We start from the raw sequence: 23,018 nt of genomic DNA, 5'->3' as shown, positions 1-23,018 counted from the left end.
GATGAAGGCGCGATTTGCCCGACGCGTCGCCCCGGGCAGATCGACTTTTTATCTCGAAGCGGCGCTCTTATTTCTTGACCGCGACAGCCTCGTTGATCTTGGCGATGTCATCTTCCAGAACCTTGTAGGTCTGATCGAGCGTCAACTCACCGACGATAAGCTGGCTCATGCGCTGCACGATCTGTTGATACATGGCGCTGCCACCCTTGGCGCGTTCGAAATCACGCGCGGCCTGCGGCACGTTCTTTTTGTTATCGAGGAAGACCTGCATCGCCGCCTTGGCGTTTTCGCTCTTCAGCTTGTATTGCGGATTGGCGATCTCTGCACCCGTCAGAATGACGTAGTTTTCAGCGATTTCCCGTTGCACTTTTTCGGAGCCGAGGAACTCGATGAAATGGGCCACATCTTCAGGGTATTTGGTGCGCTTGAAGCCAACGATCGCGGTGCCACCAGGCATCGCGTAGCATCCCGCATCGCCGCAGGGAGCATTGATCGCGGTCCATTCGAAAGTGTCGCCGATCTTGTTCTGGAACGGATTGACCATCCAGTTTCCGGCGAGATACGTCACGACATTGCCGTTGACGAACTCGTCACCCATGTTCTTGTACTGCGAACCGCCAGCCGCACCCCACATTTCCTTGGGGAAGCTGCCGTTTTGCGTCCATGAAAAGAGGTCGGCGATGTATTTTTTTGCCGCATCGTCAGGGAAGCTGAACTTGCCGTCCTTCACATAAGTCGAGCCGTAAGAGAAGGCGCCGCCGGAGAAACGGTGGCCGGACCGGTCCATGGTGAAGGGGATCTGCACGCCCGTCGCCTTGGCGACACGGGCGGATGCCTCGACGATCTCGCTGAATTTGGCGGTCGGGCCGGGCAAGGGTTCGCCGGCCTGCTCGAACAGCGTCTTGTTGACGAAGGGCAGGTTCAGCGTCTGCGACGCCATGTAGCCATTGATCGACTTCGGATCGTTGACATTGGGCAGGCGAAGCTGGTCGAGGCTTGCACCATGCAGTTTCGCGAAGGCGTCCGCATCCCTCATGTAAGGCCGCATGTCGAGATAATAGGGCGCGAGCTGCCAGTCGGTGATCTTGGCAATATCGGGGCCCTCGCCCACCGCCAGCTGCACTGGCAGCTGCTTAGAAACGGCATCATAACCCGACGATACGAAATTGATCTTCACGCCGGGATTGGCCGTCTCGAACTCCTTGCTGAGCGCTGCCATGCGCTGCACATAACCCTGATCGTCATCGGTAAAAAGAAACGTGATCGTGCGGGTCTCGGCCTGCGCGGCAGAAAGACCGGCCACGGAGGCAAATACCAGGGCGCTGACACCCGAAAACAATTTCATCATGCTCATCCTCCCAATGAAAAAATTTTCATAAATCGAACGAAAGCTCCTCTGCTTGGTTCGATTTATGATGTTTTGCGGCTTGACAGAATAAACGTCAAGCTGTTTGTTCCAGCGAAATCTCATAAATCGACGCGGAAAAGCGAATACAGGTTTGTGAAAATAATTTCATAATCGATCGACGGGAGGCGATCCAATATGACGGATGGACCATTTGCGGCGAAGGCGTCGCAGCCCACATATACCGTCGCGGGCGGCGAGACGGTGACCGCCTGGATCGTGTCGGAACTTGTCGAAACATCGTTTCCGGGCACGCCGGCACCGGCGGAAGATCGGGTCAACTACCGCTTCATCAACGGCTTTGTCGATGTCGGCGACCTTCCCTGCCGCAAGGCCTTCCAGCAGACCATGATCGGCCGCAGCATAGCCCCCGATACCGGCTGGCCAGTCTCCCACCTCAACCTGCCCGGTTCCAATCGCCGCGTCGAATTCACCGGCTTCTGGCATGTTCCGACCCACGTGCAGCGCTGGCTGAAGGGCACGTTTCGCAGCGAGACTGCACGGAAAGCGCAGTTCCGGCTGCGAACCTGTGGCGGCGTGCGCATCTGGGTAGGCGGCGTCGAGCAGGTCCGTTTCGAACCCTTTATCCGCAATGTCGAAAGCAGCCGTGACATCGCGCTCGATCTTGCGGCCGGTGACAACGAGGTCCTGCTTCTCTGCGAGGATCTGGCGGAGCGAGACATCATCTGGTTCTTCGAACTTGAGGTTATTGATCCCGCGCCGCTCACCGTCGTGTTGCCGGTGCCGCTCGACCGGGAAGAGACGAAGCGCCTGGCCGCGCTGGTGCGTGACGTGCACCCTGCCCGCGACGTGTTTTCTGGCAGCGCCCTAGAACTCGTCTTTGGCGCAGCGCCGGCAAGCGATCTGCCGGTGCACATCGCCGTCAAAAGCCATGGCCATGAGCGCGCCGCGCTTGCGGAAGTGGATACGGTGCTGAAAGCCGGGCAATCCTCACTCACGATCCCCGAAACAATAGGCATTGCCGACGGGTATCACGGCGTCAGGATCACCCTCGGATCGGGTTCCGGCACTGTCACCCGCGTCATCGACGCCGCCTTCATGCGTGATATCGCGCCGGAAGCATCCTCTAACGACATCAATGAACGGAAGAAGGCGGCGCTTTCCTTCAGCGCCCGTTTCGGCGCCTGGCGCATCGGCCGCGCGCTTGCCATGGTCGCCACCGGCAGCGATGACATCGAGACGATCGGCGGCATCATCGATGCGACGCTGCACTCCATCGACAGGCGCGAAGACTGCTCGGATTTCATCATGATCCCGCTGCTGTGGCTGGTGCGTGCTCATGGGGACCGGTTGCCTGCAGATATGCGGGCACGGATCGATGCTTCGATCCTTGGTTATCGTTACTGGGTGGACGAGCCGGGCAATGACGTCATGTGGTTCTGGAGTGAAAACCACGTCCTTTGCTTCCACACCAGCCAGTTGCTGGCCGGCGACTATCTGCCGGACGCCACCTTCACCGCGTCCGGCCGTAGCGGGCGCCAGCAGGCCGCGCTGGCAGCTGAACGGCTGGCGCGCTGGTTCGACAGCGTCGAGGCGCATGGGTTGGCCGAGTGGAATTCGGCCGCCTATTACCCCGTCGATTTCATCGGTCTTCTCGCCATCGAACATTGGGCGGAGCCGGAACTTGCTGCCCGCGCGCGCCACCAACTCGATCTCATTTTCGAGATGATCGCACTGCATACACTGGGCGGCGTTCCCTCCGGTTCGCAGGGGCGGGCTTATGACAAGGAACTGCGCGCCGGGCCGCTGACGGAACTGGCGCCTTTTGCGCAGGTCGCGTTCGGCAAGGGCTGGCTCAACAACGGCGTCGCCTCGCTGCCGATGTTCTGCTGCGGAGATTACCTGCCGCCGGCGCATCTTGCCGCCCTCTCCCAGCTGGAAAACGGCCGCATGGTCGAGGCGCGCTACGCGCAGGGGCTGGAGCCCGGCAAACTCGTGCTGTTCAAGAACGAGGCCGCCCAGCTTTCCACCGTTGTCGATCACAAGACCGGCCGCAGGGGTCACCAGCAGCACGTCATGGACATCAAGCTTGCCGGCCACCCGATGGCGCGGCTCTGGGTCAATCATCCCGGTGAGGACGATCCCTGGGGCAGCCAGCGTCCCTCCTATTGGGCGGGAAGCGGCATCCTGCCGCGCGTAGCGCAGCACCGCGATCTGGCGATGCTGATCTTCGATACCGAAGATCACCGCAACGACTGGACCCACGCCTATCTCGGCCGCGACGGGCTGGAGGAGGTGATGATGGAAGACAACTGGCTCATCACCCGTTCCGGCCGCGGCTTCGCGGCCCTTTACGCGACGAACGGACTTGAACCCGTCACCTCTGGTGCCACCGCCAACCGCGAGATTAGATCGCCCGGCCGCCGCGCCGGCTGGATCGGCGTTATCGGCTGCGGCGACGCGCAAGCCTTCGCCGGCTTCCGCGCGAAAATTCTCGCCACACGGGTCACCTTCGATGCCGAAAGCCGACTGCTCGCAGTCACGCCACCCGGCGGGCCGGAACTCACTCTCAGCTGGGACGGCGCCTTTACTATCGGCGGACAGGCCATGGCCTTCGACCATGACCAGCCGCAACCGAAAATCACCTTCGACAGCGCAGACCCAGCTTCGGGCAGCGCTGCAAAACCCTTCTACTCCTAAGCGGAATTGACAGATGAACCAGCCAAGCATGGAAAAAGACACTCTCAGGACGACGATCGATAATGTCGCCGCCGCCTTCAGCCGCCTCAAAGGCATTCAAGAAGGTCTGGTCAGCGGCAGTTCCGATGGCAAGATCCAGTTCGATGAATGGGATTGGGAAGTGGGTGTTGGCCTTTATGGTTTCCTGCGCCGGGCACTCGCGGCCAACGACCAGAAGGCACTGGACGACCTCGTGACATGGTACGGCTGGCAGATCGACCGTGGCCTGCCGCCGCGCCAGATCAACAGTTCCGCGCCGATGCTGCCGCTCGTCATCCTGACAGAACATGTCGACCGGCCGGATTTCCGCGCGTTGGTGGAAGACTGGGCCGACTGGCTGGTGCATAAATTACCAAAAACCGAAGATGACGGCTTTCAGCACGTCGTGAAGGAACGGCTGAATGAGGGGGAGCTCTGGGACGACACGCTGTTTATGGCCTGTCTGTTCCTCGCCCGCGCCGGCGTTGTCTGCAAACGGCAGGACTGGATCGACGAGGCCGTCTACCAGTTCATGATCCATGCGCGCTATCTCTCCGACCCCGTCACCGGGCTCTGGTATCACGGCTGGACCTTCAACGGCCGCCACAATTTCGCGGACGCTTTCTGGGCGCGCGGCAATTCATGGATCACCGTCGCCATTCCCGAGCTTTTCGAACTGGTACCGACACTCTCTGGAAAGGACAAACGCTTCCTCGCCAATGTGCTTTCGAGCCAGGTGCGGTCGCTGAGAACATATCAACGTGAAGACGGCATGTTCCATACGCTGCTGGATGACCCGACCTCGCCGGTCGAGACATCGGCAACGGCTGGCATCGCCTATGGCATTCTGCGCGGCATCGAGGCCGGCATTCTCGGCGACGAGAACCGTCCGCATGCGGAACGTGCGCTGAAAGCGGTGCTCGGCAATATCGATGAGGAAGGCGTCGTTCACGGCGTCTCCGACGGCACGCCAATGGGCCACGATCTCGATTTCTACCGCCGCATCCCCAACCTGCCCACGCCCTACGGGCAGGCACTGACGATGCTGCTTCTGATCGACGTTTTTCTGAAAAGGCGAAAGACATCGTGAGCATCATGAACATCAGTCAGGACATCACAGTTGCGGCCAGTGGCCTCGACGCCACGGCGACCAGGCTATCGATGCCGCGTCATCAGCAGGCGGCGGCCGCGTTTCTCTCTCGGCCGGACGACATGTCAGCGCCGGTCTCCGGCTCAAAAGCGGCGTGGAACTGCACCTTGCCGCAGACGCGGTACTCGCCCCCGTTTCCGATTACGACGCTTACGCCCTCACCCGCGTTTCGGTGATTGCCGAAGACTCTGATCGCGGCATGATTATCGCCAAGGGCGCGCACGACATCGCCGTCACGGGTCCGGGCCGTATCGAGGCCGGCGGTGAAAACTTCATCATTGGCGACGACACAGCCATGGGCACCTATATCCCGGCAAAAAAACGCCCGCGTGTGATGGTGCTGGAAGCCTGCCGTAATGTGCGCCTCGAAAACCTGCACGTCAGTGGCTCCCCCATGTGGACGCTGCATATGGTCAATTGCGAGGACCTTCATTTCCGCAATCTGCGCATCGAAAACGACCGCCGCCTGCCCAATACGGATGGCATCGTGCTGGATGCCTGCCGCCGCGCGCTGATCGAGGATTGCTTCATCTCGACTGCGGATGACGGCATCTGCCTCAAGACCAGTGCCGGGCCGGATGGCAAGGCAGTGGGCGTGTGCGCCAATATCGCGGTTCGCCGCTGCACCGTTTCCAGCATGAGCTGCGCGCTGAAGCTCGGCACCGAATCCTTCGGCGATTTCACTAATGTGGTGTTCGAAGACTGCAAGGTGGTGCAGTCAAATCGCGGCATGGGTCTTTTCTCCCGTGATGGCGGCGCCATGCGCAACATCCGCTTTTCACGCATCGAGGCCGAGTGCCATGAAACGCCGGGTGGTTTCTGGGGTTCTGGCGAAGCAGTGACAGTCACTGTCGTTGACCGCCGCCCCGAACGGCAGGCAGGCAGGGTGGACAATCTTGTTATCGAAGATTTGAGCGGTTCGATGGAGGGAGCGATCAACCTCGTCTCCACCTCGGCAGCCGGCATTCACAATGTCAGGCTTGCGCGCATCACGCTGGCGCAGGAGCCCGGCAAGCTCGGCACCGGCCTGCAATATGACCTGCGTCCCACCAATGCCGATATAGCGCCAAGCGCCGATGCGGCCGGCCGCGCTAATGCCTGGACGCAGGATGCTGAGGGCCGGATCGTCGGTATGGAGGATTATCCGGGCGGCATGCCCACGATCTATCTTGAGGGCGTTCACGGTTTTTCGGCTGATGATGTCGCCATCAAAAGAGCAATGCCCTTGCCCGAGGGTTGGAACAGCCAGGAGATCGTCGCGACGGCGAGCTCGGTTGAAGGGAGCAGGTGATGGGAAGTCTGAAACTCGAAAACCTCAACAAGGCGTTCGGCGCCGTGCATGTGCTGCATGATATTGATCTCCAGATCGAAAACGGCGAATTCGTCGTTTTCGTCGGCCCTTCGGGCTGCGGAAAATCGACGCTGCTGCGCATCATCGCTGGTCTTGAGGACGTCACATCTGGCAGCATCGCCATCGGAAATCGCGATGTCAGCGCGCTCTCACCGGCCGAGCGCAAGATCGCCATGGTGTTCCAGTCCTATGCGCTTTATCCGCATATGAGCGTGCGCAAGAACCTCGCTTTCGGCCTGGAAAACCTGCGCTTCAAGCGGGCGGAAATCGAAAACCGCATCAACGAGGCGGCGCGCATGCTCGCCATCGAGCCCTATCTCGACCGCAAGCCGAAACAGCTTTCCGGCGGCCAGCGCCAGCGCGTCGCCATCGGCCGCGCCATCGTGCGCGAGCCTGACATCTTCCTGTTCGACGAGCCGCTGTCGAACCTCGATGCCGCACTGCGCGTGCAGACGCGCGCCGAGATCACGCGGCTGCACCGTGATATCAAGACAACGATGATCTATGTCACCCATGATCAGGTGGAAGCCATGACTATGGCCGACAAGATCCTGGTGCTGCGCGCCGGGCGTATCGAACAGGTGGGCAGCCCGCTTGAGCTTTTCGATAATCCGCGCAACCTCTTCGTTGCCGGCTTCCTCGGCTCGCCGCGCATGAACATGCTGAAAGGCACTATCACCAAGGGCGACGACGGCACTATTACCATCGATGCCGGCTATGGCGTGTCGCTCCCCTGCCTCGTCGATCCGGCAACCGTCAGCCCCGGACAGGCGGTTCTTGCGGGCATCCGACCCTCGCATTTCACCATCGCGGATGCCGGCCTGCCCTTCGAGGTGCAATACCACGAAAGCCTCGGCACCGAGACCTATCTCTACGGCAATATCAAGGGTGAGAAGGACCAGATCATCGTGCATCAGGCCGGCCATTTCGCGCCCGCCTCCGGCGCGGTGCTCAAAATCATGCCGGCACGGGAGAAGGTCCATGTCTTCGATCCCGCCACCGAACTGGCGCTGCCGCGCCTAACGGGCAAAGGGAGGGGGTAGCATGGCCAATCCGACGCTTGCGAGACTGTCCGACCGTGCGCTCGACGCCGTGATGGCGATTGCCGAAGTGCCGCTCAACTTCATCGAGCGGCTGATCGGCAAAAGGCGCATGCCCTATATCTTCCTGATGCCGAACCTCGTTCTTTTTGGCATCTTCACCTTCCTGCCGATTGCGATTGCGGTCGGTTATGCCTTCACCGGCGGCACCGAACTTTTGATCACCGACCGCCCCTTTGTCGGTTTGGAGAATTTCGGCAAGCTGCTGGATTGCCAGAGCTATATGGACCCGGGAAGCTGCCGGGAATCGCTGTTCTGGACGGCAATCTGGAACACGCTTTGGTTTGTCGGTTTCAATGTCATCGCCACGTTGCTGGTCGCGCTCATAACCGCCCTCATCCTCAACAGGGCGATAGCCGCGCGCGGTTTCTTCCGCGCCATGTTCTTTTATCCCGTCCTGCTGTCGCCCGTCGTCATCGGCCTCATCTGGAAATGGTTTCTGGACCGCAACGGCCTGCTCAACGCCTTCTTCCAGATGCTGGGCGTGCCGCCGGAAATCTTCCTGCTGGATGTCGGCTGGTCGCGCTTTTTCGTGGTGGTCGTTTCGGTCTGGTTCCACATGGGCTTTTATACGCTGATCCTGCTCGCCGGCCTTCAGGCCATCCCGAAGGATCTCTACGAAGCCGCCGCCATCGATGCCGCCTCGCCCCGGCGCACGCTTTTGCGCATCACCCTGCCGCTTCTCGGCCCCAACCTGCTCGTCGTGCTCATCCTGTTGATGATCCGCTCGGTGCAGATATTTGATGAAGCCTGGGTTTTGACGAATGGTGGCGGGCCAGGCACGGCCAATACGTTTGTGGTGCAATATATCTACCAGATGGCCTTCGGCAGCGATCTCAGGCTGTTTGGCCTCGCATCCGCCGCATCGGTGCTGATGGGCCTTGTGCTTCTTGCGCTCACCCTCGTGCAATTGCGTCTCGGCAAAAAGATGGAGTCCTGACCATGTCCAATGCCGTCTCTTTCCTCACGCGCACCCGCCGTCCCGGCCGGATCGGCCTCACCGATATCCTCTCCTGGGTCTGGCTCATCGGCGGCACACTTGCCGTCCTCATCCCGGTTGTCTGGGCCGCAATGTCATCGCTGAAACCGGAAGCCGAGATCACGCGGTTTCCGCCAAGCCTCCTGCCGCGCGCTGCCGTGCAAGTGGAGGTTCAGGGCTACGACAGGCCGCTCAGCCTGTGGAAGGCCACCATCGACGGCGCAGAGCGTGAGATGGCCATGGTCCGCCGCATCGGCCTCAAAGCCCAGATGGTGGACCCAGCCAATCCGGGCCTGCCAATCAGTGTCGACACACGGGAAATAACGCCGGTTCAGAAGCTGACCATCGCGACGGAGAACTTCACCGATCCCCTGACACAGTTCAGCTTCCTCACCTTCCTCAAGAACTCGGTCTTCGTCACCGTCGTCGCAACGGTCCTGACGCTGATCGTCAACGCCATGGCAGCCTTTGCGCTCTCCAAATACCGTTTCCGTGGCGAAAAGGCGATCTTCGTGCTGATCATCTCGACGCTGATGATCCCGCTCACCGTCGTCATGGTGCCGGCCTATCTCGTCATCGTCGGTGTCGGTCTCGTCGATAATCTCTGGGGTGTCATCATTCCCACCGTCGCGACACCGACAGGCGTCTTTCTGCTCCGGCAATATATGCTGACCATCCCCGACGAACTGATCGAGGCGGCGCGCGTCGATGCCGCCAGCGAATTCCGCATCTTCTGGCGCATCATCCTGCCGCTGACGGCCCCGGCGCTCGCGGTTCTCGCCATATTCTCGGTTTTGTGGCGCTGGAACGACTTCCTCTGGCCGCTAATCGTTCTCAGCAGCCGTGAGAATTTCACGCTGCAGGTGGGGTTGAACGCCTTTCAGGGCGAGTTCTCGGTGCAATGGCACTATATCCTCGCCATGACCTTCCTCAGCCTGGCACCCGTCACGGTCGTGTTCCTGTTCCTACAGCGCTACATCACAACAGGCATCGCCGGAACGGGAATGAAATAGGCTTCGCAGACATTAGCGCCGAACGCCACACAAAGAAAAAGGGAGATGTTGTTTGCAACATCTCCCCCTTCGTTCATTTGGTGACGCGATGATCAGTCGTCGGAGCCCATCGCGTCATAAGAATCGCGCTCGCCGGCGATGATGGCGCGCTTGCCGACATGGTTGGCAGGTCCGACAATCCCTTCCTGCTCCATTCGCTCCACCAGCGAGGCGGCGCGGTTATAGCCCACCGAAAGGCGGCGCTGGATATAGGAGGTCGAGCACTTCTTGTCGCGCATCACGATTTTGACGGCCTTTTCATAGAGGTCATCGCTGTCGTCGTCGCCCATCGAGGTCTTGTCGAAGACAGCCGTATCCTCTTCCGCCTCTTCTTCCGCTTCCTCGGCATCTTCCGTGACCGTGCCCAGATATTCCGGACGACCCTGCGTCTTCAGATGCGCCACGACCTTTTCAACTTCCTCGTCGGACACGAAGGGGCCGTGAACACGGGCGATGCGGCCACCGCCCATCATGTGCAGCATGTCGCCCTGGCCGAGCAGATGCTCCGCCCCCTGCTCACCAAGAATGGTGCGGCTGTCGATCTTCGAGGTGACCTGGAAGGAGATGCGGGTCGGGAAGTTGGCCTTGATCGTGCCCGTGATGACATCGACCGAGGGACGCTGGGTTGCCATGATGAGATGGATGCCGGCGGCGCGCGCCATCTGCGCCAGACGCTGGATCGCACCTTCGATCTCCTTGCCGGCGACCATCATCAGGTCGGCCATTTCATCGACGATGACAACGATATAAGGCATCGCCGTCAGGTCCATTTCCTCCTGCTCATAGACCGCTTCGCCAGTGGCGCGATCGAAGCCGGTCTGGACATTGCAGAACACCGTCTCGCCCTTGGCACGGGCAGCAGCGGCCCTTGCATTGTAGCCATCAATATTGCGCACGCCGAGACGCGACATCTTGCGGTAGCGGTCTTCCATTTCACGCACCGCCCACTTCAACGCCATCACCGCCTTTTTCGGATCGGTGACGACAGGCGTCAGGAGATGCGGAATACCGTCATAGACCGAGAGCTCGAGCATCTTCGGGTCGACCATGATCAGGCGGCATTCTTCCGGCTTCAGGCGGTAGAGCAGCGACAGGATCATGGTGTTGATGGCAACGGACTTGCCCGAACCGGTGGTACCGGCGACCAGAAGGTGCGGCATCTTCGCAAGTTCGGCGATAACCGGTTCGCCGCCGATGGTCTTGCCGAGGCAAAGGGCAAGCTTCTGGCGTGTCTCGGCGTAATCCTGCGCCTCGATCAGTTCACGCAGGTAAACCGTCTCGCGCACCGGGTTCGGCAGCTCGATGCCGATGACATTGCGGCCGGGCACGACCGCAACGCGAGCCGAGAGCGCCGACATGGAGCGCGCGATATCGTCAGAGAGACCGATGACACGCGAGGACTTGACGCCAGGAGCGGGCTCGAATTCATAGAGCGTGACGACAGGACCAGGACGGACATCGATGATCTCACCCTTGATGCCGAAATCCTCGAGCACGCTTTCGAGTAGACCGGCGCTCTGTTCCAGGGCTTCCGGTGTCATGGTCGTGGTCTGCTGGACGCGGGCTTCCTGCAGGAGGTCAATCGAAGGATACTCATATTCCCCATCGGCGAAGACAGGTGCTTCACGGAACATGGGCTGAGAAGACTGGATAGGCGCTCGCGGCGTAAAACGCGGCTCGGCAACGATCCTTTCCGGCGGCTGAACCTGCTCTGCAAGCTGCTGCGGCGCAACGACCATGGCAGCTTCCGCTATCGGCTGCGACGCGAACTCCTGTTCGGCAGCCACGCCGGCGGCTGGAATGAATGTCTGCCGTACGCCAATTTCCCGATAGAGCCGGATGGCGGAGCCGCCGGGTACGGTGACGACAGGTGGCTCGGCCGAAAGGACAACCGGGGCGGCTGCGGGCGAGACGGGAGCGACAGCCACTGCGGATGAAGGCGCTGTCAGAACGGTATTTACAGGCGCCGGAGCTGCGGGCGCCGAAACGGAAAATGCGCTCCGCACCTCGGCGGTAAGAGCTTCAGCCGCATCGCCGGGCAGATCAAGCGTCATCACTTCCCAGAACAGCTCATCCGGCAGATGGGCGGCAAAGGCGGGAATGGAAGTCTGCGTCTCAGCTTCCGGCTGCGCGGCAGGTTGCGGCTCAAACGTCTGCGGCGCTGCGGGTTCCGCATCGGGCGCGGCAGACGTCGATGAAGATGGATCCCGCACGGCTGCGGCAGCCTCTTCCGCCTGTTTACGGGCAAGCTCCAGCCGCAATTTGTAAGTCAAGGCGCGAGCACCGCGGGCGTCGGGCGGCTGCGGCAGAAACGGCATGCGCGGCGGCGCCATGCGTTGCTCGGCCGGCTTCGCGGCTGGCTGGGGTACCGGCGCGTCCTGGCGAACCGCCGTCTCGGGCTCTGCGGCAACCGGTACGGACGCAGCGGGCGCCTCCTCTTCCGGGATATTCGGCGTCTCCACCGGCATACGCCGGTTAAAGACGCTCTCCGGCGTGCGGGTAAAGCGGACATTCGGGCCAAGCACGAAGGCATTCTGCCAGCCGGGCATCTCGGCACGGCCTTCGATGGCATCGGCTGCGATCACGTCAGCATTCTGCCGCGGCGCTGCACCTGCAGCCGTCACGATCGTCCGCTGCCCCGCAGGCGTCTGGACACCGGCATGACGGGCGTTTTCGCTCCCCTCCCCTACGCTATTGGACGAATTCTGAAATCTGGATCGGGAGAAGCTCATGGCAGCGTGCACACTCATCATAAACGTACATATTTCGGTCTCCTTGAAATAAAAAATAAAGGTTAATTACCCCTTTCCAAACGGGGTCGTACCGACGGATTTTCAACCGCTCCACAGGTTCGCAGCGCCATCCGCTGCCTCGCAAAACACATATCAAACGATTGGTTTCATTCGGTTATGTCGAGTTTTCCGCCGTGAATTCGCCGCTGATGGCGGACTGGAGAACCGAATTTTCCGAGACGGGGCATATTGTTTCCGCAAAGCTCTCCGCAACGTAAAATCATTGCTGTAAAGGGCGCGAATTAACGTGGACACTGCCGAGGTTGCAGCCTTAAGATCGGCGCGCCGCGGGCCAAGCGGAAAAGCCCGCCTCGCCCTCATTCCGGAGTGAAATTCATGTCGCCTGTCCAGCTTTCCCGCCGCTCGCTTCTCAAGACCTCGCTCGCTCTGGCCGCAACCACGGGATTGGCGGGAATTACCGTCGCACAGGAGAAATCCGGCGGGCGACTGATCGTCGCGGCCGATTCGGAACCGAAAAACCTCAACCCGGCAATCGTTGCCTCCAACGGCGTGTTTTACATCGCCAGCAAGATCGTCGAGCCCCTGGCCGAGGCCTCCTTTAACGGCACCGACGGGCTGGAGCCGCGACTTGCGACGGAATGGCAGGGAGCCGATGACGGGCTCAGCGCCACCTTCAAGCTGCGCGAGGGTGTGACATGGCATGACGGCAAGCCATTCACCTCGGCGGACGTTGCGTTTTCGGCGCTTTCCGTCTGGAAACCGCTGCAAAATCTTGGGCGGCTGGTCTTTGCCAATCTCCAGACGGTGGAAACGCCTGATGACCACACGGCGATTTTCCGCTTTTCCAAACCCACGCCGTTCCAGCTCATCCGCAATGCGCTGCCGGTGGTTACCAGCGTCGTGCCGAAACACCTCTACGAGGGTACCGACATCGCTACAAATCCGGCCAATACCAAACCGGTGGGCACCGGGCCTTTTATCTTTTCCGAATATAAACCCGGCGAATATTACCGCCTGACGCGGAACCCGAACTATTGGGGCAAGGGTCAGCCGCAGCTCGAGGAAATCATCTATCGCGTCCTTCCCGATCGGGCCGGCGCGGCCTCTGCGCTGGAGGCTGAAGAAATCCAGCTTGCCGCGTTTTCAGCCGTGCCGCTCGCCGATCTTGCCCGCATCGCCAAGGAGCCCGGCATAAAGGTTATTGCGGATGGCTATGAGGCACTGACCTATCAGCTGGTGGTGGAAATCAACCATCGCCGCAAGGAACTGGCAGATCTCAAGGTCAGAAAGGCGATCGCGCACGCCATCGACAGGAAATTCGTCATCGACAAGGTCTTTCTCGGTTACGCCACTGCATCGACCGGCCCCGTACCGAAGAATGCGCCGGAATTTTACACTGATGACGTTGAGACCTATGATTTCGACGTCGCCAAGGCCAACGCTCTTCTGGATGAGGCGGGTTATCCGCGTGGCGCGAATGGAACACGTTTTTCGCTGAAGCTTCTGCCCGCGCCCTACTTCAATGAGACCCGCCAGTTCGGTTCTTATCTGCGGCAGGCGCTTCAGGAAATCGGGATTGATGCAGAACTGGTGAACAATGACGCCGCGGCGCACCAGAAGGCCGTTTACACCGACCACGCCTTCGATCTCGCCATCGCCCCGCCGGTGTTCCGCGGTGATCCCGCAATATCGACCACGATTCTCGTCCGCTCCGGGATTCCCGCCGGCGTCGGCTTCTCCAATCAGGGCGGATACGAGAACAAGACGCTGGACGAATTGATCGACAAGGCGGCGATAACAGTGGATGCCGCCGCGCGCACCGCGCTTTACAAGGACTTCCAGAAACAGGTCACGGCCGATCTGCCGCTGATCAACGTCGCCGAGTGGGGTTTCATCACTGTGGCGCGCGATACGGTCAAACATGTCGCCAGTAATCCTCGGTGGGCGGTGTCCAACTGGGCGGATACGGCGGCGGATACCTGAGGCAACGCCGTGAGACGTGCGGCGAAATTGCTGCGGCGAAGGGCATTCACCGCCATTCCGGTGCTGCTGATCGTGCTCGTCTTCACCTTCCTGCTGCTTGAAAACGCATCGGGTGACGCGGTCGACGCCTATCTCGTTTCCATCGGCGGCGGCGATGCCGGGCTGCGCGATGCGCTGCGCGAACAATATGGTCTGAACGGCTCCGTGCTGGCCCGTTTCTGGCTCTATGCGAGTTCGGTGCTGCGGCTTGATCTCGGCTGGTCGCTTGCCTTTGACCGGCCTGTGCTGGGGCTGATCCTGGAAAGGCTGCCGAACACGCTTCTTCTGATGGGCAGTGCGACAACGCTCGCCTTCATCCTCGGCACAGCACTCGGCATCGTGGCGGGCGCGCGTCCGGGCGGGGCGACAGACCGCGCGCTTTCCACACTCTCACTCGCGCTTTACGCCACGCCCGGCTTCTGGCTTGGGCTCGTGCTCGCCATCGTCTTCGCGGTGAAATTCAGATGGCTGCCTACCTCCGGCATCGAGACCATCGCTTCGGGCAAGCTCGGCATGGCGAGGGCGGTTGATATCGGCCGCCATCTCGTGCTGCCGGTCGCCAGTCTTGGGCTGATCTATCTTGCGCTTTTCCTGCGCGTGATGCGCACCGCCATGGCTGCGATCTGGCCATTGGATTTCGTGCTCTTCGCCCAGTCCAAGGGGCTTTCAAAACGACGGATCGTGCTACGCCACGTCGCCCGCAACGCCGCCCTGCCGCTTGTCACCGTGCTTGGCCTGCAGGCGGCCACCATGCTGGGCGGCAGCGTGGTCATCGAAAGCGTTTTTGCCATTCCCGGTTTTGGCCGGCTGGCGCAGGAGGCCGTCACTGGCCGAGACGCCCCGTTGTTGATGGGCATCATCCTGACGAGCGCGGTTTTTGTCATCCTCGTCAACCTCTCCGTCGACATTGTCCATTCCGTGCTCGATCCGCGCATTGGCAGCGGGGAACAAGGCGCATGAGTTTCGCTTTCCGGCTCCTGCGCAGTTTCGAAGGCATGACGGGAACCGTCATCCTGGTGCTGCTTTCCCTGACGGCGCTTGCCGCACCCGCCGTCTTTCCAGGTGACCCGTTGGCTATCGTTGGCGAACCGCTGATTACGCCTTTTACGGATGCGGCCCTACCGCTCGGCACCGATCGGCTGGGCCGCAACGTGCTTGCCGAGCTCGCCCATGGTGCGCAGGCCTCCCTGCTCGTCGGCATAGGCGCCGCCGCAGCCGCGCTGATTATCGGCACCGTCATCGGCACCATTGCCGGATTTGCCGGCGGCGTTGTGGACGAAGCATTGATGCGCGTCACCGACGCCTTCCAGATCGTCCCGAACTTCCTGCTAGCGCTCGCCTTCGTCAGTACAATCGGCCCCTCCATGCCGATTGTCATACTCGCCATTGCGCTTGGCGCATGGGCGGATCCGGCGCGGTTGATGCGCGCGCAGGTCTTGAGCATCCGCGAGCGCGATTATGTTCAGTCCGCCCGCGCCATCGGCATGCACCCGCTTGAGGTCGCATTCAGGCAGATCCTGCCAAATGCCCTGCCGCCGGTCATGGCGCTTGCCGCCATCATCGTCGCCGCGGCCATTTTGACCGAAGCCGCCCTATCCTTCCTCGGGCTCGGCGATCCCAATATCGTTACCTGGGGTTCGATGATCGCAGAAGGACGCAATGTCCTTCGCTCGGCCGCGTTTCTGTCGGTCATTCCCGGCATCGGCCTTCTGGTTACGGTTCTCGGCGTTTATCTTCTTGGTGAAGGCATCAACAAGGCGATGGCGACAGGGAGGCGAGCGCCATGAGCGGAAATGCACTGTGCCGGATCGACGACCTCAGCGTTTGGTATGCGGCAAGTGATGCGCCGGCATTGCAGAATGTCTCGCTGACGATCCGGCAAGGCCAGAGGCTGGCGATCATCGGCGAAAGCGGCTCGGGGAAATCGACGCTCGGCAAGGCGATTGCGGGGCTTCTTCCCGGACATGCGAAGGTTTCCGGTGATATTTCGTGGAGCCGCGATAGCCTGTTCCACGGCAGGCCGCTGCCAGGGCGGGATATCGGCACTATCTTTCAGGACACCGGCGCAACGCTGAATCCGGTTCTCACCATCGGCGAACAGGTGGCGGAAGGGGCTGTCCGGCATCTAGGCCTCTCATGGCGGCAAGCGCGCGATCTTGCCCGCGATCTTCTGGAGCGGGTCCGGCTGCCGCACCCTTCCCACCTCATCCGGACCTATCCGCACCAGCTCTCCGGCGGCCAGAGGCAACGCGTGACGATTGCCGCCGCCATTGCAGCCAGTCCTTCAATCCTGATTGCCGATGAAGCCACGAGCGCGCTCGATACGGTTAGCCAAGCCGCCATCGCCACGCTGCTGGACGATCTGGTGCGGCAGGAAAACAAGACGCTGGTCTTCATCACCCATGATATCGGCCTTGCATCCAGCCTTGCCGACGAGATTGCCGTTCTGCGCGCGGGATTGCTGGTGGAACATGGCCCGACGAGGCGGGTGCTGTCCGCACCCGTCCATGACTATACGCGTGCGCTGCTTGCCGATTACCTCGATCTGTCCACGCCGCCGCTGGTCAGCGAGGCCGCGTCATGAACGATGCCCTGCTCACCGTCGACGGCTTGTCCAAGACCTACCGCAGCGGCGCAAGAAGGGTGGCGGCGCTTTCCGACATCTCTTTTTCGCTTCGGCCCGGTGAGACGCTGGGACTTGCCGGTCCCTCCGGCTGTGGAAAATCCACGCTTGCGCGCATTCTCATGCGATTGATCCCGGCCGACGAAGGCACGATCCTTTTCAGAGGCCACAATTGGCTGACACTGGACGGCGGCAAGCTTCGCGCCGCCCGCCAGCACATGCAGATGGTGTTTCAGGATACGCATGGCGCTTTCAATCCACGCGCCAGCGTCGAAGATGCCATCGGCGAACCGTTGCGCATTCATCGCACGGTCGCAAGACGCGAGCGTGCGGCGGAAGTCCGCCGCCTTCTCGACCGCGTTGGCCTGCCCGCCAGCTATGCCGGCCGCTCGGTCTTCGACCTTTCCGGCGGCCAAAGGCAGCGCGTCGCGATCGCACGGGCGATTGCGCTCAAGCCGTCACTTCTCATCCTGGACGAAGCCGTCTCCGCGCTCGATGTTTCGGTTCGCCGGCAAATCCTTGAACTGCTGGTGGAAATACAGCGCGATACGGCTGTTTCCTGTATTTTCGTTTCCCATGATCTCGCGGTCATTCGCGCCGTCTGCCACCGCGTCGCCATCATGGAAGCAGGAAGGATCGTTGAAATCGGCCGGACAGGAAATATCGTCTCGGCGCCGCAATCCTCGACCGCCAGAACCCTGATCGACGCCGCACCGCGCCTGACCATTACCACGTAAGGAAAAGACATGCACGCTCCGGATTATGCATTGCTGCTCGACCCACCCGCTTTTCCTGCCGAGCGTTATGCTGCCCTTGCCGACCGGCTGGCCGCGCTGATGAGCACAAGCAACGACGTGCTGCTGATACAGGCGGAAGCCGTGCTGGCGCTCGAAGCCGCAGCCACCAGCCTTGCGCGACCGGGCCTGAAAGCGCTCAACATTGTCACCAGCCCTTATGGTACGTGGTTTGGCGGCTGGCTGGAAAAGGGCGGCGCGACCGTGCGCAATCTGACCGCCAGCCCGGCAAGGCCGGTCACCCTGGAGGAAGTGGAACGGGCGCTGGACGAAGGGCCGGATTTCGACCTTCTCGCCATCGTCCACGCGGAATCGGCAAGCGGCATCCTCAACCCCCTGCCCGCCATCGCCGCGCTCGCCCGGGAACGGAGCATCGTGACCCTTGTGGATGCCGTCGCGTCCATTGGCGGACATGCTTTCGACGTCGACCGTTTAGGTATCGATATCGCCGTCATCGGCCCGCAAAAGGCGCTGGCCGGCCCGGCCGGCATTTCCGCCATTTCCGTCAGCGAAAGGGCCTGGACGCTTCTTTCGCATGACGGCGCTCCTGACAACTCCATGCTCTCGCTTATGGACCAGAAGAAACTCTGGCTCGATGCCGGCCGCGGCACACTGCCCGGGACGCCCGCCCCGTTGGAGTTTTACGCGCTGGAGGCCGCCCTCGACAGGATCGAGTCAGAAGGGCTGGCATCCGCCAATCGACGCCACAAAACGGCAGCGGCGGCCACCCGAAACGGCCTCATGGCGCTTGGCATTCCAACCTGGGTGGAAGAGGCGCACGCTTCCGCCCTCGTTTCCACGGCGATCCTGCCGGATACCCTCGAAGCCGGGGCATTCCTCGCGGCTGCGTCCCAAAAGCGAGGCGCGGACATTTCCGGTGGCGTCGGCCCCGGCGCGGAACGGTTGATCAGGCTTAACCACACCGGTCGGAGAGCGCATCGGGATGCGGTGAAAGCCAATATCCTGGCCTTCTCCGGCGCCCTGAAAATCCTTGGCCACACTGCAAATACCGATTTCGCGCTGGAAGCCGCAGAAAAAACCTATTCAGACGCACCTGCGGATGGCGCTTGACGGTGTCGAAGAACATTCATTGCGCAAAATCCGCTCGCGATGGAACGCCGCTCACGACATTGTTGTTAAAAATGGTAGACAAATTCCTCCGCCAATCTTGACGAAATCATGGCAACGCGCGAAACTTAACACTACGTTAACTCGCGTGAAGAAGGGAAACGGCCATGGTAGCAGGGTTCAACATGCTCTCCTTTGACCTCTTTGGCATCGGCCTAAGGATGCCCGTCGTCAATGAGCGGGTGGAGACCGAGTTTCAGGACAAAACACCGCGCAGACCCGACGACGAATCGCATGATGACGATCGCGATCAGGAATATGAACTGTTTTTCTGGTCGCTTTACCCGGTGATCTGAGCGTCTGCCGGCGACTTGCAGCCATGAACCTTGCCAAGGGCCGCCGGTTCATTCAATGATTGCCGCATGCGCCGGTCCGGAAATGAAAAGAACTCTGCAAACAGAGACTTGAAACTGCTGCGCCGCCTTCTGCGGGCCAAGGATCATATGGACGCGGCGCCCCATGAGGCGTGGCCTGTTTCACGCCTTGCAAGCGTCAGCGGCGCCTCACAGGCGCACTTCGCGAGATCGTTTCGCGATGCTTTTGGCATACCCCCTCACCGCTATCTGCTGACCCGCCGGGTGGAGCGGGCCGTGGCGCTGTTGCGTGATACGGATCTTCAGGTCATCGAGATCGCGCTGCAAACCGGCTGGAACAGCATCGGCACGTTCGGCCGTGTTTTCCGCGACGTGACGGGGGAAAACCCGGGTGAGTTGCGGCGCAGGATGCGGCTTTTGGCTGCCGATCTTGAGCAGGTCCCCCATTGCTTCGTCAGCGCCGCGCATCGCCCCCATCTCACAATCGCAGTTTCGGAGAAGCGCCGGCGAACGGAAAGCGGTAGGCACGGTGAGTGAAAGGGAGATAGCTCATGAAAAATGGTGTTCAAGTCGTCGGGCTTTACGTTCATGACCAGGACGAGGCGCTGCAATTTTATGTCGAAAAACTTGGATTTCGTGTGCATACGGACGCACGCAACGGCGATTATCGCTGGTTGACCGTGCAGCATCCGGACCAGCCGGATTTCCAGCTCGGCCTGTTTCGGCCGCAGGCCCCGACCGTTGACGAAGCAACAGCGCAGGATCTGAACGAAGCCGTGGCCAAGGGCGCCATGCCGCCGTTGGTTCTGGTGGTCGAGGATTGTCAGAAGGCCTTTGACGCCATGCACAAACGCGGCGTCGAATTCACCCAGGAACCGATCACGCGTTACGGCTCGGTAGATGCGAGTTTCCGCGACCCTTCCGGCAATGGCTGGAAGCTCGTCCAGGCCCGTTGAGGCAACCGTGTGTCACATTCCATCATGGATGCTTTTTCTCGGGGGCGACTTTGATCTTGCAAAAATGGATAAGGAAGAGCCATCGGTGGCTGGGCATTCTGCTGACCGTCACCATTCTGGCGAACTTCGCTTCGATGGCTTTCGGCCCGACACCACCGGTAATCGTTTATGCCCCGCTTATTCCGCTGACTTTGCTTGTCTTTAGCGGGCTCTACATGTTCTTCCTGCCTTATATGGGAAAGCCGCTCTACGCCTCGAAGGAGTAGGCAGGCGGGGGACGAGGCGCTGTATGCCTCACACATCAGGAACATTGCGGCGGTTTTGAAGAGTGACGCTTATCGAATGTCCGAAAATATTCAGCCCCGGGGCGGCACCCCAGGGCTGATCTTTAGCTGATTTTTAAAAGCGACCGGCCGAAACGGCCTTGCCTTTAGTGGTTGTCGCGCGGCAGGCCCTTGGTCTGGGCGATGCGCTGGTACTTTACCGCCGGTTCCAAAACCGCGCCGGTTTCCATCTGGCTGACGATGCCGCGCTGGATTTCCTGCCATGGCGTCTGGTGGTCAGGGAACTTGTAGCCACCCTCTGCATGCAGAGCCTCGTAACGCTTGGCCAGTTCTTCACCAGAAATCAGGATATCCGCCTTGCCGCGGCCCACATCGATGCGGACGCGGTCGCCCGTCTGCAGGACGGCGAGACCGCCGCCGGCCGCCGCTTCCGGCGAGGCATTGAGGATGGACGGGCTGCCCGACGTGCCGGACTGACGGCCGTCACCGATGCAGGGCAGCGAGTTGACGCCTTCCTTCAGCAGATAATCCGGAGCGCGCATGTTCACGACTTCTGCCGCGCCGGGATAACCGATCGGGCCGGCACCGCGCATGAACAGGATGGTGTTGGCGTCGATCTTCAGCGACGGATCATCGATGCGGTGATGGTAGTCTTCCGGACCGTCGAACACCACGGCACGTCCTTCGAAAGCTTCGGGATCGTTCGGGTTGGAAAGGTAACGGTTGCGGAACTCTTCCGAAATCACACTCGTCTTCATGATGGCGGAGGAGAACAGGTTGCCACGCAGAACGCGGAAGCCGGCACGCTCCTTGAGCGGCTGTTCATAGGGGCGAATGACCTTTTCGTCCTCGATGATCGCGCCACGGCAGTTTTCGCCGATGGTCTTGCCGTTGACCGTCATGGCGTCTTCCATGATCAGCCCCTGGGTCATCAGCTGGTTGACGACAGCAGGAACGCCGCCGGCATGGTAATAATCCTCACCGAGATACTCACCGGCCGGCTGCAGGTTAACGAGCAACGGTACGTCTTCACCATAGGTCTGCCAGTCATCCACTGTCAGCTCGACGCCGACGTGACGTGCAAGGCCGTTCAGGTGGATCGGTGCGTTGGTGGATCCGCCAATCGCCGAGTTGACGCGGATGGCGTTGATGAACGCATCCTTTGTCATGATGTCCGATGGCTTCAGGTCTTCCTTGACCATTTCGACGATACGCAAGCCGGTGAGGTAGGAGACTTCCTGACGATCACGGTAAGGCGCCGGGATGGCGGCGGAGCCGGGAAGCTGCATGCCCAGCGCTTCGGCAAGCGAATTCATGGTCGTCGCCGTGCCCATGGTGTTGCAATAGCCGGTCGACGGAGCCGAGGAAGCGACAAGCTTGACGAAGCCCTGATAATCGATCTCACCCTTCGCCAGCAGTTCGCGCGCCTTCCAGACGATGGTGCCGGAGCCGGTGCGCTCACCGCGGAACCAGCCGTTCAGCATCGGGCCGACGGAAAGGGCGATGGCCGGAATGTTGACGGTGGCCGCCGCCATGAGACAGGCAGGCGTGGTCTTGTCGCAGCCGATGGTCAGAACGACGCCGTCGAGCGGATAGCCATAAAGCACTTCCACGAGGCCGAGATAGGCGAGGTTACGGTCGAGACCTGCGGTCGGCCGCTTGCCGGTTTCCTGGATCGGGTGAACCGGAAATTCGATGGCGATACCGCCAGCTTCACGGATACCTTCGCGCAGGCGGTTTGCCAGTTCCAGATGGTGACGGTTGCAAGGAGAAAGGTCCGAACCCGTCTGCGCGATGCCGATGATCGGGCGGTCGGACTGAAGCTCGGCCTGGCTCAGACCGAAGTTCATGTAACGCTCGAGATAAAGCGCGGTCATATCCGCATTTGCGGGGTTGTCGAACCAGGCGCGTGAGCGAAGCTTGCCTTGTGTTGCAGGCAGTTTGTCGGATGTAGTCATGATGCAGGTCTCCAGCCGGAAGTGGCCAACGGTAAAATATTACGAAATGCGACAAGCTTATGTTGTGCGCACGGAAAATGGAATCAGCTTTCGGAGAACACGCATAACCGACAGAGCAGCGCCAGACGAGTGACCTGAAGCCGTTCTTCGGATTTAGCCGAATATTTTTCGGTATTTATGGTGATACCGGTGTCGCGCAACGGCCTCTCCCTCCCATGCCTTGCGGGAATGCGGCTAGCTCTTCGGCTCCCCGCTCCGCCTTTTATAAAGTCTCTTTATTTGTATTACTATTAGAGACAATCGCCTTCTGTCAAGTCGCCTCTGAGGCCACGTCAGGCCAGTTCCGCAAGCGGAAAAATGAGGCTTTATTTCGTTCAACCCATTGATTCATCGCATTTTATGGCGAAAATTCACCGCAGTTCACCGAAGCCAAATTGCGGAAAGGCTAAAAAATCGCTTTTCAAGAGTAT

General features: G+C 60.6%; 18 protein-coding genes and 1 pseudogene. 16 read left to right on the top strand and 3 right to left on the bottom strand.

Annotation, left to right across the window (positions count from 1 at the left end):
* Positions 1 to 67 precede the first annotated feature (67 nt).
* The gene (locus QE453_RS07850) at positions 68 to 1,348 is read right to left on the bottom strand and encodes an ABC transporter substrate-binding protein (protein ID WP_135856334.1); all 1,281 of its coding nucleotides are present in this window, start codon (positions 1,346 to 1,348) and stop codon (positions 68 to 70) included.
* A gap of 195 nt (positions 1,349 to 1,543) precedes the next feature.
* Here QE453_RS07850 and QE453_RS07845 point away from each other — a divergent pair, with 195 nt between their 5' ends.
* The 6 genes and pseudogenes from QE453_RS07845 (at position 1,544) to QE453_RS07820 (ending at position 9,677) form a co-directional block, all read left to right on the top strand.
* Positions 1,544 to 4,066 (top strand): hypothetical protein, encoded by a 2,523-nt coding sequence (locus QE453_RS07845; RefSeq protein WP_309776672.1) that lies wholly within the window; start codon positions 1,544 to 1,546, stop codon positions 4,064 to 4,066.
* Between the two features lie 13 nt (positions 4,067 to 4,079).
* Positions 4,080 to 5,174 carry a glycoside hydrolase family 105 protein gene (locus QE453_RS07840; RefSeq protein ID WP_309776671.1) on the top strand — a complete coding sequence of 365 codons (1,095 nt, stop codon included), beginning with the start codon at positions 4,080 to 4,082 and terminating at the stop codon, positions 5,172 to 5,174.
* 5 nt (positions 5,175 to 5,179) lie between these two features.
* Positions 5,180 to 6,525, top strand: a pseudogene (locus QE453_RS07835) (glycoside hydrolase family 28 protein).
* Positions 6,525 to 7,628, top strand: coding sequence for a sn-glycerol-3-phosphate ABC transporter ATP-binding protein UgpC (locus QE453_RS07830; protein WP_309776670.1), 1,104 nt, complete (start codon positions 6,525 to 6,527; stop codon positions 7,626 to 7,628). The pseudogene QE453_RS07835 and the gene QE453_RS07830 overlap by 1 nt, the downstream one beginning before the upstream one ends.
* Before the next feature lies 1 nt (position 7,629).
* Entirely contained in the window at positions 7,630 to 8,625 is a 996-nt protein-coding gene (locus QE453_RS07825) for a carbohydrate ABC transporter permease (RefSeq protein ID WP_034498130.1), read from the top strand.
* Between the two features lie 2 nt (positions 8,626 to 8,627).
* Positions 8,628 to 9,677, top strand: coding sequence for a carbohydrate ABC transporter permease (locus tag QE453_RS07820; RefSeq protein WP_137069921.1), 1,050 nt, complete (start codon positions 8,628 to 8,630; stop codon positions 9,675 to 9,677).
* A 92-nt stretch (positions 9,678 to 9,769) separates the two neighbouring features.
* On the opposite strand, the gene QE453_RS07815 is transcribed toward QE453_RS07820, so the two are convergent.
* On the bottom strand, positions 9,770 to 12,469 hold the full coding sequence (locus tag QE453_RS07815) for a DNA translocase FtsK (protein WP_309776668.1): 2,700 nt from the start codon (positions 12,467 to 12,469) through the stop codon (positions 9,770 to 9,772).
* 375 nt (positions 12,470 to 12,844) lie between these two features.
* Between QE453_RS07815 and QE453_RS07810 the strand changes: the two genes are divergently transcribed.
* The 10 genes from QE453_RS07810 (at position 12,845) to QE453_RS07765 (ending at position 20,572) form a co-directional block, all read left to right on the top strand.
* Positions 12,845 to 14,452, top strand: coding sequence for an ABC transporter substrate-binding protein (locus QE453_RS07810; RefSeq protein WP_309776666.1), 1,608 nt, complete (start codon positions 12,845 to 12,847; stop codon positions 14,450 to 14,452).
* Positions 14,453 to 14,461: 9 nt separating this feature from the next.
* Complete coding sequence (locus QE453_RS07805) at positions 14,462 to 15,451, top strand: ABC transporter permease (RefSeq protein WP_137069918.1); 990 nt, start codon at positions 14,462 to 14,464, stop codon at positions 15,449 to 15,451.
* A complete protein-coding gene (locus QE453_RS07800) occupies positions 15,448 to 16,278 on the top strand; it encodes an ABC transporter permease (RefSeq protein ID WP_309776665.1) in 831 nt (276 codons plus the stop codon). Before QE453_RS07805 ends, QE453_RS07800 begins: the two co-directional genes overlap by 4 nt.
* Positions 16,275 to 17,075 (top strand): ABC transporter ATP-binding protein, encoded by an 801-nt coding sequence (locus QE453_RS07795; protein ID WP_309776664.1) that lies wholly within the window; start codon positions 16,275 to 16,277, stop codon positions 17,073 to 17,075. Before QE453_RS07800 ends, QE453_RS07795 begins: the two co-directional genes overlap by 4 nt.
* Positions 17,072 to 17,851: an ATP-binding cassette domain-containing protein gene (locus tag QE453_RS07790; protein ID WP_309776663.1), complete on the top strand. Its 780-nt coding sequence runs from the start codon at positions 17,072 to 17,074 to the stop codon at positions 17,849 to 17,851. Before QE453_RS07795 ends, QE453_RS07790 begins: the two co-directional genes overlap by 4 nt.
* Before the next feature lie 9 nt (positions 17,852 to 17,860).
* The gene (locus QE453_RS07785; protein ID WP_309776662.1) at positions 17,861 to 18,979 is read left to right on the top strand and encodes an aminotransferase class V-fold PLP-dependent enzyme; all 1,119 of its coding nucleotides are present in this window, start codon (positions 17,861 to 17,863) and stop codon (positions 18,977 to 18,979) included.
* Positions 18,980 to 19,143: 164 nt separating this feature from the next.
* Positions 19,144 to 19,332, top strand: coding sequence for a hypothetical protein (locus tag QE453_RS07780; RefSeq protein WP_309776661.1), 189 nt, complete (start codon positions 19,144 to 19,146; stop codon positions 19,330 to 19,332).
* A 66-nt stretch (positions 19,333 to 19,398) separates the two neighbouring features.
* Complete coding sequence (locus tag QE453_RS07775) at positions 19,399 to 19,887, top strand: helix-turn-helix transcriptional regulator (protein WP_309776660.1); 489 nt, start codon at positions 19,399 to 19,401, stop codon at positions 19,885 to 19,887.
* 14 nt (positions 19,888 to 19,901) lie between these two features.
* Positions 19,902 to 20,306 carry a VOC family protein gene (locus QE453_RS07770; protein WP_004438893.1) on the top strand — a complete coding sequence of 135 codons (405 nt, stop codon included), beginning with the start codon at positions 19,902 to 19,904 and terminating at the stop codon, positions 20,304 to 20,306.
* A 50-nt stretch (positions 20,307 to 20,356) separates the two neighbouring features.
* The gene (locus tag QE453_RS07765; protein ID WP_309776659.1) at positions 20,357 to 20,572 is read left to right on the top strand and encodes a hypothetical protein; all 216 of its coding nucleotides are present in this window, start codon (positions 20,357 to 20,359) and stop codon (positions 20,570 to 20,572) included.
* 164 nt (positions 20,573 to 20,736) lie between these two features.
* Here the strand turns inward: QE453_RS07765 and QE453_RS07760 are convergent, their stop codons facing one another.
* Positions 20,737 to 22,548: an IlvD/Edd family dehydratase gene (locus QE453_RS07760; protein ID WP_035208190.1), complete on the bottom strand. Its 1,812-nt coding sequence runs from the start codon at positions 22,546 to 22,548 to the stop codon at positions 20,737 to 20,739.
* Between the last annotated feature and the right edge of the window lie 470 nt (positions 22,549 to 23,018).

The sequence above is a fragment of the Agrobacterium sp. SORGH_AS_0440 genome (genome assembly GCF_031453135.1).
Lineage (GTDB): Bacteria > Pseudomonadota > Alphaproteobacteria > Rhizobiales > Rhizobiaceae > Agrobacterium > Agrobacterium pusense.
The sequence above is the reverse complement of the archived record's forward strand: the minus strand, read 5'-3'. Positions and strand labels throughout refer to the sequence as shown.